Origin of the sequence: Variovorax sp. PvP013, assembly GCF_050435945.1 — a bacterium.
GTDB lineage: Bacteria > Pseudomonadota > Gammaproteobacteria > Burkholderiales > Burkholderiaceae_C > Variovorax.
In genome coordinates this window covers 1108066-1121189 of sequence record NZ_JBNDLF010000001.1, presented here as the reverse complement: position 1 = coordinate 1121189, position 13124 = coordinate 1108066, and the positions used below count along the sequence as shown (strand labels likewise).

General features: G+C 69.6%; 10 protein-coding genes and 1 tRNA gene. 6 read left to right on the top strand and 5 right to left on the bottom strand.

All coding sequences use genetic code 11. The features are described from left to right. Positions 1-103: 103 nt before the first annotated feature. Positions 104-1198 (bottom strand): ferrochelatase, encoded by a 1095-nt coding sequence (hemH, locus tag ABID77_RS05370; protein ID WP_429591914.1) that lies wholly within the window; start codon positions 1196-1198, stop codon positions 104-106. Positions 1199-1243: 45 nt separating this feature from the next. Here hemH and ABID77_RS05365 point away from each other — a divergent pair, with 45 nt between their 5' ends. After that, positions 1244-1993, top strand: a complete 750-nt coding sequence (locus ABID77_RS05365; RefSeq protein WP_429591911.1) for an HAD-IA family hydrolase — start codon at positions 1244-1246, stop codon at positions 1991-1993. A 195-nt stretch (positions 1994-2188) separates the two neighbouring features. On the opposite strand, the gene ABID77_RS05360 is transcribed toward ABID77_RS05365, so the two are convergent. The 4 genes from ABID77_RS05360 to hpnC form a co-directional block, all read right to left on the bottom strand. Continuing rightward, positions 2189-2944: a response regulator transcription factor gene (locus ABID77_RS05360; protein ID WP_429591908.1), complete on the bottom strand. Its 756-nt coding sequence runs from the start codon at positions 2942-2944 to the stop codon at positions 2189-2191. A 302-nt stretch (positions 2945-3246) separates the two neighbouring features. Further along, positions 3247-4533: a hydroxysqualene dehydroxylase HpnE gene (hpnE, locus tag ABID77_RS05355; protein WP_429591905.1), complete on the bottom strand. Its 1287-nt coding sequence runs from the start codon at positions 4531-4533 to the stop codon at positions 3247-3249. Between the two features lie 11 nt (positions 4534-4544). After that, positions 4545-5384, bottom strand: a complete 840-nt coding sequence (gene hpnD, locus ABID77_RS05350; RefSeq protein ID WP_429591903.1) for a presqualene diphosphate synthase HpnD — start codon at positions 5382-5384, stop codon at positions 4545-4547. 25 nt (positions 5385-5409) lie between these two features. Continuing rightward, a complete protein-coding gene (gene hpnC, locus ABID77_RS05345; protein WP_429591900.1) occupies positions 5410-6333 on the bottom strand; it encodes a squalene synthase HpnC in 924 nt (307 codons plus the stop codon). Between the two features lie 171 nt (positions 6334-6504). Here hpnC and ABID77_RS05340 point away from each other — a divergent pair, with 171 nt between their 5' ends. The 5 genes from ABID77_RS05340 (at position 6505) to clpP (ending at position 13078) form a co-directional block, all read left to right on the top strand. Then, a complete protein-coding gene (locus ABID77_RS05340) occupies positions 6505-7668 on the top strand; it encodes an efflux RND transporter periplasmic adaptor subunit (RefSeq protein ID WP_429591897.1) in 1164 nt (387 codons plus the stop codon). Between the two features lie 10 nt (positions 7669-7678). Further along, on the top strand, positions 7679-10858 hold the full coding sequence (locus tag ABID77_RS05335; protein WP_429591894.1) for an efflux RND transporter permease subunit: 3180 nt from the start codon (positions 7679-7681) through the stop codon (positions 10856-10858). A gap of 73 nt (positions 10859-10931) precedes the next feature. Then, positions 10932-11018, top strand: a tRNA-Leu gene (locus tag ABID77_RS05330). Positions 11019-11049: 31 nt separating this feature from the next. Beyond that, positions 11050-12369 (top strand): trigger factor, encoded by a 1320-nt coding sequence (gene tig / locus ABID77_RS05325; RefSeq protein WP_429591891.1) that lies wholly within the window; start codon positions 11050-11052, stop codon positions 12367-12369. A 100-nt stretch (positions 12370-12469) separates the two neighbouring features. After that, the gene (gene clpP, locus ABID77_RS05320) at positions 12470-13078 is read left to right on the top strand and encodes an ATP-dependent Clp endopeptidase proteolytic subunit ClpP (RefSeq protein WP_429591888.1); all 609 of its coding nucleotides are present in this window, start codon (positions 12470-12472) and stop codon (positions 13076-13078) included. Positions 13079-13124: the final 46 nt, after the last annotated feature.

Sequence of the window (13124 nt, the reverse complement as noted above, 5' to 3'; positions counted from 1 at the left end):
CAAAAAATGCAATGTACCGAGGGTCACCCGACACGGCAAGCGAAGCCGTACGCCTTTCGCCGTATCGCGCCGGTGCCGCAGCGCCGATGCGATACGAAGGGCCTCATCGGGACGGTGCGCGTTGCGCCCCGTCCGGCTGCGTCGGCCAGCCCGCGAGGTGGCGCTCGGCGATGCCGGCCAGCGCGGTGATCCAGGCCGGGTCGTCGTTGAGCGAGGGGATGTAGTGGAACTCGCGCCCGCCCTCGTGCAGGAAGGCCTCGCGGCCTTCCATGGCGATCTCTTCCAGCGTCTCCAGGCAGTCGGCCGGGAAGCCCGGGCACATCACGTCGACGCGACCGACCTTGGCGCGGCCGAGTTCGCGCAGGGTCGGCTCGGTGTAGGGCTCCAGCCACTTGGCGCGGCCGAAGCGCGACTGGAAGGTCACCCGGTGCTCCTGTGCCGACAGGCCCAGGCGCTCGGCCAGCAGGCGCGCCGTGGTCAGGCACTGCGACTGGTAGGGGTCGCCCAGGCGGATGTTGCGCTCCGGGATGCCGTGGAAGCTCATCACCAGCTGGTCGGGCCGGCCATGGCGCTGCCAGTAGGCCTGCACGCTGCGCGCCAGGGCGTCGATGTAGAGCGGGTCGTCGTGGAAGTCGTTGACGAAGCGCAGCTCGGGCAGGCGCCGTTGCGTGCGCGTCCAGTTGGCGACGGCGTCGATCACGCTGGCCGTGGTGGTGGCCGAGTACTGCGGATAGGCCTGCAGCACCAGCACCCGCGCGACGCCCTCGGCCTGCAGGGCGTCGAGCTGCGAGGCGATCGACGGATTGGCGTAGCGCATCGCCGCGCGCACCGTGAGGCGATGGCCGCGCTCGCCGAGCCAGCCGGCCAGGAGGGTCGCCTGCTTCGCGGTCCAGACCTTCAGCGGCGAGCCCTCGGGCAGCCAGATGCTGGCGTACTTGGCGGCCGACTTGGCGGGCCGCACGCGCAGGATGATCCCGTGCAGGATCAGGCACCAGACGGCGCGCGAGATCTCGACCACGCGGTGGTCATGCAGGAACTGCGAGAGGTAGGGCCGCACGGCCTGCGCCGTCGGCGCGTCGGGCGAGCCGAGGTTGCACCAGAGGATGGCGGTGCGGGGTGCGGAGGAGGAGGCGAGGGAGGCTGGGGCGGTGGGTGCCGGGTCGGCGTCGCGGGCGCCGGCGGGGTCGTGGGGGAGCATGCGATATTCTGCGGCATGACCTCCGAGACACCGGCGCATCCGGACATGACCCCTTCCGGCGGCGCCGGCGACGGCTTCGAGAACGCCCTCGACGTCGGCCGCATCGCCGGCATCTCGCTCGACCTCGACGACACCCTGTGGCCGATCTGGCCGACCATCGAGCGCGCCGAGGCCGTGCTGCACGAGTTCCTGCTGCGCGAGGCGCCGGCGACGGCGACGCTCCTGCTCACGCCCGGCGTCCTGCGTGAGTTGCGCGAGGCCACCGAGCGCGAGCGCTCCGACCTCGCGCACGACCTGAGCGCCCTGCGCCGCGAATCGATCCGCACCGCCCTGCGCCGCGCCGGCGAGGACCCGGCCCTGGCCGACCCGGCCTTCGACGTCTTCTTCGTCGAGCGCCAGCGCGTCGTGCTCTACGACGACGCCGCGCCGGCGCTGCAGTGGCTGAGCGAGCGCTATCCGCTGGTGGCGATCTCCAACGGCAATGCCGACGTCGACCGGACCGGCGTGGGCCGATGGTTCAAGTCGGCCTTCAGCGCCCACCTCTTCGGCAGCGGCAAGCCTCACGCGCCGATCTTCCACGCCGCCGCCGCCTCGATCGGCCTGGCGCCCGGCGCCATCCTGCACGTGGGCGACGATGCCGCCCTGGACGTCGCGGGTGCGTTGGACGCCGGCATGCAGGCCGCCTGGCTGGCACGCAAGCCCGGCGACGACCGCCAGCCCTGGGCCCATGGCGCCCGGCCGCAGCTGGTCGTGCCCGACCTGCTCGCGCTGTGCCGGGCGCTCGGCACGGACTGAGTCAAGGACGCTGCGGAATCGTCCCGCCAGACCGGTGTCGCTCCTTGCAAGGCGACAGGCGTGGCGACGCGAAGCGAGCCAGCCTGGAGTGGTCCAGGACACCGCGGAACCGGCTTTGCCGGGCCGCCGGTGTCGCCCCCTGGAAGGGGGTTGGCGAAGCGACACGCAGTGCGCGAAGCCTGGGGGTCAACCCCTTCACAAGATGTGGAACGACTTCTGCAACCGGAACAGGTCCTGGTTGCTGCTCACGCTCAGCTTGCGGAAGGCGGCCTGCTTCTGCGAGCTGATGGTCTTGATGCTGCGCACGAACTTGTGGCTGATCTGGCTGACCGACATGCCCTGCAACAGACAGCGCAGGACCTCCATTTCCCGCGTCGAGAGACCCGCGCCCTCGAGGGCCTCGCTGTGCGACGACGGTGGCACGTCGGTGTCGTGGATCTCCCTGGTCACCTCGTGCGTCCTCGGTCGCTTGCGCTCGCCATGGAAGCGCGAATGCCAGGCAGCGAAACCCAGTTCTCGCACCGCATTGACCACCTCGTCCATCGATGAACTCTTGGACAATACGCGGGCGGCGCCGGCCCGGTACATGAGCGATGTGGTGGCGGCACTCATGTAGCCGGTGTAGATGAGCAATCGCGTGTCGGGGAAATTGCGCTGGAATTGCTTGATGAGGTTCCAGCCGTCGTTCTCCAGGCCTTCGAGTTGGTATTCGACGATGACGACGTCGCAGATGAATTCCTTGAGCAGGGCCGACATCTCCCGGTAATCCGTGCCGGAGCCGACCCAATGCATGTCGTATTGGCTGCGTATCTTGCATTCCAGTCCGAAGCGCACGACCGCATGGCTGTCGAGCGTGCAGACGTTGATGCGTGCGGGGTCGTCGCTCGCGGTGGACGACGACGGCGTGGAGCGTGACGGAATGGTCGTTTCGAACTCTCTGATTTCGGACATTTCGTGCTTCCGGGAGTTGGTTGAAGTGCTCCTCCATGACGCAATGGAGAACGTTCGTCCCAAGGCTAATCCCAGTCGGTCGTCTTCAATCTGAAGTAATGTTTACTACGTCCAAAAAATCGATGTGATGAAATCGATCTACAAAAAAATGTATGAATTAAATGACTCTTTCTTTCTTTTATGAAAGAAAGACGGCATTGAATGCACGATCGGTCGATGCAATCGAGCGCAATGAATTCGAACCTTCATCGAATCCCTCGCGGAAATCCGAAGACCGATGGCGCGATGTCCGTGTTGCAGCTTCAGCCGGCGACAGGTATTCGCCGGGCGGCGGCGAGGCCGCTGCGCACGGCGCCCTCCAGGGTGGCGGGATAAGGCCCGTCGACATGGTCGCCGCAGGCGCCGATCGCCTCGGCGATGTCGCAGCCGGGCCGTCGCAGGCCGGGCGTGCAGGCGAAGGTCGCGCGTTTCTCGACGATCGTGCGCAGCACCCGCAGGGCGGGTTGGCCCAGCGCGCCGCGGGCCTGGCGCAGCACCTGGCGCTCCAGCACGTCGCGCGGCGCGTCCGAGGCGCTCACCACCAGGGCCAGGCGGCCGCGCGGACCGCCCAGGACGGTCCGGTCGAAGGCGAACTGCGCCGGCGCCTCGACCGACGACGCCAGGGCCAGCAAAGGGGCGGCCAAGGGTGTCGCGCCGTCGAGGTAGACCGTGGCGATGGCCTCGAAGCGCAGCGACTCGGCCGCCGCGATCCAGGCCGGCGCGTCGATGGCGCTGTTGCGCAGGAGCCGGACGGCGTCCCACGACGCGCCGGCGACGACGACGTGGTCGACGGCCGCGCCTTCGACCTGCCAGCGCGGCGAGCCCGGCCCGGCGCGCTCGATGGCCGCCACGCGCGTGCCGAGCCGCAGCGTGGCGCCGCACCTGGTGAGCCAGGCCAGCGCGGCGTCGGGCAGCAGGGCGCCCAGGTCCACGCGCGGCAGCAGCAGGTCGGCGCCGCCCGGCTCGCCGAAGAGCGCGTCGCGCAGCACGGTCAGGAAGACCTGCCCGCTGGCGCGCGCCGAAGGCGTGTTGAGGGCCGAGACGCACAGCGGGTCGATCAGCTCGTCCATCGCGCGCGGCGTGAGGTCGCGGCACAGATCGCCCACCGTGGCGTCGTCGGCGCAGCGAAAACCGGCACGCCGCCAGGCCCAGGCACTGCGCAGGAGCGACGCCTTGTCGCGCCAGGTCCAGCCGCGCGCGGTGACGATGCCGGCGAGCAGATCCAGCGGCACCGGCCAGCCGGCGGGCACCGCCAGCCCGCTGCCGTCGGGCCGCCGCAGGGACAGCGGCAGGCGCAGCAGCACGTCCCGCGGATCGACGCCGACCGTGCGCATCATCGCCAGCGTCTCGCGGTAGGCGCCCACGAGGATGTGCTGGCCGTTGTCGAGCGGCGGGTCCGACGACGCGCCCGCGGCAGCGCCCTCGATGCGGCGCGCGCGGCCGCCGGCGGTGCGCGCCGCTTCGAACAGGGTGACGTGGTGGCCCGCGCGCGTGGCCTCGACCGCGCAGGCGAGGCCGGCCCAGCCGGCGCCGATCACGGCAATCCTCACGATGGCGGGACCTACAGCCGGCCGAGCGCCTGCACCTGCCAGGCGAGCCAGAACTTGCGAACGGGCGTGAGGCTCACGCGCTGGTTCATCACCTGGAAGTCGTCACGCTCGATCTCGCGCAGCAGCGTGCGGTAGATGCTCGCCATCATCAGGCCCGGCTTCTGGCTGCGCCGGTCGGCCGCGGGCAGCAGCGCCAGGGCGGCGTCGTAGGCCTGGTGGGCGCGCTCGGCCTGGAACTTCATCAGCGCCACGAAGCGGTCGGAATGGACGCGGTTGAGGATCTCGTGCGCCTTGACGTCGAACTGCTGTAGCTCGTTGACCGGCAGGTAGATGCGCCCGCGCAGGGCGTCCTCGCCGACGTCGCGGATGATGTTGGTCAGCTGCAGCGCGAGCCCGAGCTGGTGGGCGTACTCGGTCGTCTTGGGATCGGTCTGGCCGAAGATGCGCGCGGCGACTTCGCCCACCACGCCGGCGACCAGGTGGCAGTAGCGCCGCAGGGCGTGGAAGTCGAGGTAGCGGGTCTGGTCGAGGTCCATCTGGCAGCCATCGACGATCTGCAGCAGCTGCGCGGCCTCGATGCCGTGCTCGGCGGCCAGCGGCACGAGCGCCTGCATCACGGGGTGGTGCGGCGTTCCGGCGAAGGACTGGGCGATCTCGGTGCGCCACCAGGCGAGCTTGGTGGCGGCCACGCCGGGGTCGCGCATCTCGTCGACCACGTCGTCGACCTCGCGGCAGAAGGCGTAGAACGCGGTGATCGCGGCGCGGCGCGGCTTGGGCAGGAACAGGAACGCGTAATAGAAGCTGCTGCCCGAGGCGGCCGCCTTGTCCTGCACGTACTGGTCGGGATTCATCGGGGCGAACGCGCGGTCTTCGTGGTCATGCGGCCGATTGTCTCCGCATCCACAGGGCGCGCCAGGCCAGGTGGGGGGCGTCGGCCTTGCCGATGGTGGGTCGGTGGGAGAAGCTGTCGAAACCCTGCGCCGCGATCTTGTCGAGGATGCGCAGGCCGCCCTGGACCACCACGCGCAGCTCCCAGCCGGCACGGCCGGGCAGCCGGTGCACCAGGGGGGCGCCCTCGTGGAGCAGCGCGCGCGCCCAGGCCACCTCGTGCTCCAGGAGCGCCCGCGCGGCCGCGCTCGGCGCATCGGCCCCCAGGGGACGGAAGCGCTCGAAATCGGCGGGCCCGAGGCCGCGGGCCGCGCAGTCCGCCAGCGGCAGGTAGTACCGGTCGCGCGGCAGGTCGACGCTCGTGTCCTGCCAGAAGTTGACCAGTTGCAGGGCGCTGCAGATGGCGTCGCTGCGCGCGAGCGACGCCGCGTCGTCGATGCCGTGGAGGTGCAGCAGCAATCGCCCGATCGGGTTGGCCGAGCGGCGGCAGTAGTCGAGCAGCTCGGCGCGATCGGCATACCAGCGCCGGTCGCGCGTGTGGGCGATGTCCTGGGCGAAGGCGTCGAGCAGGTCGGCCAGGAGCTGCTCGGGCAGTGCGAAAACTTTCATCGCATGGGCGAGCGGTCCGAACACCTCCGGCCAGCGCGACGCCGGGTCGACCGTGCCGCGCGCCGCGGCGGCGAGTTCGGCACGGAAGTCCCGCAGGTCGGACAGCCGTGGCGCGGGGCCGGCGTCGCCTTCGTCGGCGATGTCGTCGGCCGTGCGGGCGAAGCCGTAGATGGCGGCGATCGGCGCGCGCAGGCGCGGCGGACAGAGCCACGACGCGACGGGGAAGTTCTCGTAGTGGGTCGGCGGGGCGGCGATCGTCGGCGGCGCCGGCGACCGTGGTGGGGCGTGGGAGGGGGAGGGCACGCGATGGATTGTCGAAGAGTTGCCATGACCTGCGTGCGCGGTGCCGACGCGCGGGCGGCGTCGGTTCGCATTGACACTGCCCGACGCTTATCCTAGATTACTAACCGTCCGGTCATTAGTGGCCTTCAGTGCACGACGAGGTGGTCCATGACCGTATTTCCCCCCCATCCGATGGCTTTGTCGACCGGCGCCGCATGTCTGGCGCTGGCCGCGGCGCTCGCGGGCTGTTCCCGCCCGGCGCCCGTCGAGGAGCCCATTCGCGCCGTCAAGGTCCAGGCCGTCGCCGCCAGCGGCATCGAGACCGCCCCCGAGTTCTCCGCCGAGGTGCGCGCGCGCGTCGAATCGCAGCTCGGCTTCCGGGTGGCCGGCAAGATCCTGCGCCGCCAGGCCGAACTGGGCCAGCACGTGCGCGCCGGCGAGGTGCTGGCCCAGCTGGACCCGCAGGACCTGCGGCTCGCCGCCGATGCCGCGCGCGCCCAGCAGGCGGCCGCGCTCACCAACCGCGATCTGGCCGCGGCCGACCTCCAGCGCTATCGCGAGCTGCGCGCCCGGAACTTCATCAGCGGTGCCGAACTCGAGCGCCGCGAATCGACCTGGAAGGCGGCGCAGGCCCAGTTCGATCAGACCCGGGCCCAGTCGTCCTCGCAAGCCAATCAGGCCGCCTACACGACGCTCACGGCCGACGCGGCCGGCATCGTCACCGCCGTCGACGCCCAGCCGGGCCAGGTGGTGGCGGCCGGCACGCCGGTGGTGCGCATCGCGCAGGACGGCGTGCGCGACGTGGTGTTCGCCGTGCCGGAAGACCGCGCGATGCTGATGCGCCCGGGCTCGCCCGTGACCGTGCGCGGCTGGGCCGGCGGCGGCGAGATCGAGGGCCGCGTGCGCGAGGTCGCGGGCAGCGCCGATCCCGTCACCCGCACCTACACCGTCAAGGTCGCGATCGACGCGGCCAACTCGCCGCCGCTGGGCGCGACGGTCTATGCGCGTCCGCGGGCGCTGTCGCGCACCGACACGCCGGTGCTCAAACTGCCGACCAGCGCGCTGCGGCAGGAGGGCGGCGGCAGCGCCGTCTGGGTGCTGGACCGCCCGACGATGACGGTGCGCTCGCAGCCGGTGCAGGTGGCCACGGCCGACGGCAACCAGGCCGTGATCGCATCGGGTCTGAACGCGGGCGAACTGGTGGTGGTCGCAGGGGTGCACGTGCTGTCGCCGGGCCAGAAGGTGTCGATCTACCAGGACCGGCTCACGGCCGGCGCGGCCGGCGCTGCGGCCTCGACGACGCCGGCGTCGGCGTCGGCATCCGCAGTCCCGCCCGCGCCCGCGGCGTCGCGTTGAGGGCCGCACGATGAGCGACCCCGGCGCACCCCGCGATGCCGCGACCCCCGACGCGGCGTCTCCCCGATCCGGCTTTAACCTGTCGCGCTGGGCGCTCGAGCACGCCGCCCTGACGCGCTACCTGATGGTGGCGCTGATGGTGCTGGGCTTCGCGGCCTATTTCCAGCTCGGCCAGGACGAGGACCCGCCCTTCACCTTCCGCGTCATGGCCGTGCGCACGCTGTGGCCCGGCGCCACGGCGCAGCAGGTGGCCGAGCAGGTGACCGACAAGCTCGAGCGCACGCTGCAGGAGGTGCCCTACGCCTACCGCATCCGCAGCTACTCCAAGCCCGGCGAGTCGCAGATCATCTTCGAGATCAAGGACTCGTCGAAGGCGAGCGAGGTGGCCGGCGTCTGGTACACGGTGCGCAAGAAGATCGGCGACATGCGCGCGAGCCTGCCCGGCGGCGTCGTGGGCCCGTTCTTCAACGACGAGTTCGGCGACGTCTACGGCGTGATCTACGCCCTGCAGACCGAGGGCTTCGCGCCCGCCGAGGTCAGGACCTTCGCCGACGACGTGCGCCAGCGCCTGCTGCGCGTGAAGGACGTCGCCAAGGTCGAGCAGTTCGGCCTGCAGGACGAGAAGATCTACATCGAGGTCTCGCAGAAGCGTGTGGCGCAACTCGGGCTGGACTTCAACGCCGTGCTGCAGCAGATCGGCGCGCAGAACGCGGTCGAGAGCGCCGGGGCGATCCAGTCCCCGCTCGACGTGGTGCAGGTGCGCGTGGCCGGCCAGTTCACCAGCGTCGAGCAACTGCGCGAGATGCCCATCCGCGGCAGTTCGGGCAACCAGCTGCGGCTGGGCGACATCGCCACCATCGGGCGCGGCACGGTCGACCCGCCGGTGACCAAGGTGCGCCACCAGGGCGGCGAGGTGGTCGCGCTGGGCGTGTCGATGACCAAGGGCGGCGACATCATCGCGCTGGGCAAGGCACTGCGCGCCGCGGTGGCCGACATCCAGCGCAGCCTGCCCGCGGGCGTGACGCTCGTGCAGGTGCAGGACCAGCCCGTGGCCGTGGCCACCTCGGTCAACGAGTTCGTGCACGTGCTGATCGAGGCGGTCGCCATCGTGCTCGCCGTGAGCTTCGTCGCGCTGGGCCTGCACAAGGGCGGACGGTTCGGCTGGACCATCGACGTGCGCCCGGGGCTGGTCGTGGCGATCACCATCCCCCTGGTGCTGGCCGTCACCTTCCTGGCGATGGACTACTTCGGCATCGGGCTGCACAAGGTGTCGCTCGGCTCGCTGATCATCGCCCTGGGGCTGCTGGTGGACGACGCCATCATCGCGGTCGAGATGATGGTGCGGAAGATGGAGGAGGGCTACGACAAGGTGCGCGCCGCCACCTTCGCCTACGACGTCACGGCCAAGCCGATGCTCACCGGCACGCTCATCACGGCGGCGGGCTTCCTGCCTATCGGCATCGCCAAGTCGGTGACGGGCGAATACACCTTCGCGATCTTCGCGGTCACGGTGATCGCGCTGGTGCTGTCGTGGATCGTGTCGGTCTACTTCGTGCCGTACCTGGGGACCCTGCTCTTGAAGGTGAAGCCGCACGACCCCGACGCACCGCCGCACGAGCTGTTCGACTCGCGCTTCTACAACGGCTTCCGCCGTACCGTGAACGGGTGCATCGCGCACCGCTGGATGACGATCGGCGCGACGCTGGCGATCTTCGCGCTGGGCATCGTCGGCATGGGGCGCGTGCAGCAGCAGTTCTTCCCGGACTCGAGCCGGCCGGAGGTGCTGGTGGAATTGTGGTTCCCGGAGGGCACCTCGTTCGCCGCCAACGAGGAGGTCGTCAAGCGCGTCGAGCGCCGGCTCATGACCGAGGACGCCGTGGCCTCGGTCACCACCTGGGTCGGCAACGGCGTGCCGCGCTTCTACCTGCCGCTCGACCAGATATTTCCGCAGAGCAACGTCTCGCAGATGATCGTGCTGGCCAAGGACCTGAAGCAGCGCGAGACCTTGCGCACGAAGCTGCCGGCCATCCTGGCGCAGGAATTTCCCGAGGTACGCGGTCGCGCCCGGCTGCTGCCCAACGGGCCTCCGGTGGCCTATCCGGTGCAGTTCCGCGTCGTCGGCCCCGACCCCGCGCAGTTGCGCCAGCGCGCCGACGAGGTCAAGGCGCTGATGCGCGAGAACGCCCACACGCGCGGCGTCAACGACAACTGGAATGAATCGGTGAAGGTGGTGCGGCTGGAGGTCGACCAGGCCAAGGCGCGCGCGCTGGGCGTGACCAGCCAGGCCATCGCGCAGGCCTCGCGCACCATGTTCAGCGGCACCACCGTCGGCCAGTACCGCGAGGGCGACCGGCTGATCGACATCGTGCTGCGCCAGTCTCCCGACGAGCGTGGCGAGATCTCGGACCTCGGCAGCGCCTACCTGCCCACCGCGTCGGGCCGCTCGATCCCGCTGCTGCAGATCGCGCGGCCGGTCTTCACCTGGGAGCCGGGCGTGATGTGGCGCCAGAACCGCGACTACGCCATCACCGTGCAGGGCGACATCGTCGAGGGCATGCAGGGCGCCACCGTGACCAAGGAACTGGAGCCGGCGCTGCGCGAGCTCGAAGCGCGCTGGCGCGCCCAGGGGCAGGGCGCCTACCGCATCGAGGTCGCCGGTGCCGTGGAGGAGAGCAGCAAGGGCTCGGACTCCATCGTCGCGGGCGTGCCGATCATGCTGTTCCTGGTCTTCACGCTGCTGATGCTGCAGCTCCACAGCTTCAGCCGCGCGCTGCTGGTGTTCATGACCGGGCCGCTGGGCATCGCCGGCGTGGCCGCCGCGCTGCTCATCCTCGACCGGCCGTTCGGCTTCGTCGCGCTGCTCGGCGTGATCGCGTTGATGGGAATGATCCAGCGCAACTCGGTGATCCTGATCGACCAGATCGAGAGCGACCGCGCCGCCGGCGTGCCGGCCTGGGACGCGATCGTCGAGTCGGCCGTGCGGCGCCTGCGGCCGATCGTGCTGACGGCGGCGGCCGCCGTGCTGGCGATGATCCCGCTGTCGCGCAGCGTCTTCTGGGGCCCGATGGCCGTGGCCATCATGGGCGGACTCATCGTGGCCACCGCGCTGACCCTGCTGGCGCTGCCGGCGATGTACGCCGCCGCATTTCGTGTCCGCCGCGAGCCGGAACCGCCTCCGGTTCACGGCTAAAATACGCGGTTGCCGATTTCGAACGGGTGGTCTGCACGACAGACCGCCCGTTCTTGCATTGAGTCCCCTGACCGCGCGGGTGGCGAAATTGGTAGACGCACCAGGTTTAGGTCCTGACGTTCGCAAGAACGTGCCGGTTCGAGTCCGGCCCCGCGCACCAGCTCAAAAAATCCCCTCAAGGAAGACACCAGATGACCGTGAACGTTGAAACCCTCGACAAGCTCGAGCGCAAGATCACCCTGACCCTGCCGGTCGACACCATCCAGTCGGAAGTCAACGCGCGCCTGAAGAAGATCGCGCGCACCGTCAAGATGGACGGCTTCCGTCCCGGCAAGGTGCCCATGACGGTCGTGGCCCAGCGCTATGGCTACTCGGTCCACTACGAGGTCATGAACGACAAGGTCGGCGAGGCCTTCTCGCAGGCCGCCAACGAAGCCAAGCTGCGCGTGGCCGGCCAGCCCCGCATCACCGAGAAGGAAGAGTCGCCCGAAGGCGCCCTGGCCTTCGACGCGATCTTCGAGGTGTTTCCCGAAGTCAAGATCAACGACCTCTCCGCCGCCGAGATCGACCGCATCACGGCCGAGGTCAGCGACGAGGCCATCGACAAGACGCTCGACATCCTGCGCAAGCAGCGCCGCACCTTCGAGCCGGGCGCGCAGGACGCTGCCGCCAAGGACGACGACCGCGTGACGGTCGACTTCGAAGGCAAGATCGACGGCGAGCCCTTCCAGGGCGGCAAGGCCGAGGACTTTCAGTTCATCGTCGGCGAAGGCCAGATGCTCAAGGAGTTCGAGGACGCCGTGCGCGGCCTGAAGGCCGGCGACAGCCGCACCTTCCCCCTGTCGTTCCCGGCCGACTACCACGGCAAGGACGTGGCCGGCAAGCAGGCCGACTTCCTGGTCACCGTCAAGAAGATCGAGGCATCGCAACTGCCCGCCATCGACGAGGAACTGGCCAAGTCGCTGGGCATCGAGGAAGGCACCGTCGAGGGCCTGCGCGCCGACATCAAGCGCAACCTCGAGCGCGAAGTGAAGTTCCGCCTGCTGGCGCGCAACAAGAACGCCGTCATGGACGCCCTGATCGGCAACGCCGAACTCGACGTGCCCAATTCCAGCGTGCAGTCCGAGGTCGCCCGCATGGTCGAGGGCGCCCGCGCCGAGCTCAAGCAGCGCGGCGTCAAGGACGCCGACAAGGCGCCGATCCCCGAGGAGATGTTCCGCCCGCAGGCCGAACGCCGCGTGCGCCTGGGTCTCGTCGTCGCCGAACTGGTGCGCGCCAACGAGCTGCACGCCAAGCCCGAGCAGGTCAAGGCCCACGTCGAGGAGCTGGCCGCCAGCTACGAGCGCCCGGCCGACGTCGTGCGCTGGTACTTCAGCGACAAGGACCGACTGGCCGAGGTCGAGGCCGTCGTCATCGAGAACAACGTGACCGACTTCGTCCTGGGCAAGGCCAAGGTCAACGACAAGGCCGTCTCCTTCGACGAACTGATGGCGCAGCAGCAGCAAGGCTGATCGCTGCGGGCCGTGTCCGGGTGTGTACGGCCCGGGGCTTGTGCTCTGCGCGTGAGCCCCAAATTGGCGGGTTGGTAAGAAACACTCTGGAGAGAGCAATATGAGCGCACAGGAAATTCAAGGCCTCGGCATGGTGCCGATGGTCATCGAGCAATCGGGCCGCGGCGAGCGTTCCTACGACATCTATTCGCGGCTGCTCAAGGAGCGCGTGATTTTCCTGGTGGGCGAGGTCAACGACCAGACCGCCAACCTCGTGGTGGCGCAACTGCTGTTCCTCGAGAGCGAGAACCCCGACAAGGACATCTCGTTCTACATCAATTCGCCCGGCGGCAGCGTGAGCGCCGGCATGGCGATCTACGACACGATGCAGTTCATCAAGCCGGCCGTGTCCACCCTGTGCATCGGCTTCGCGGCCAGCATGGGCGCGTTCCTGCTGGCGGCCGGCGAGAAGGGCAAGCGTTTCTCGCTGCCCAATTCGAAGGTCATGATCCATCAGGTGCTCGGCGGCGCACGCGGCCAGGCGACCGACATCGAGATCCACGCGCGCGACATCCTGCGCACCAAGGACCAGATGAACCGCATCCTGGCCGAACGCACCGGCCAGCCGCTGGAGAAGATCGCGCGCGACACCGAGCGCGACTACTTCCTCACGGCCGACGAGTCGAAGGAATACGGCCTGATCGACCAGGTCATCGCCAAGCGCGGCTGATCTGGCGCGCAGGGGTCGAGGGCGCCCTGGCGTCTGAGCGGAAAAG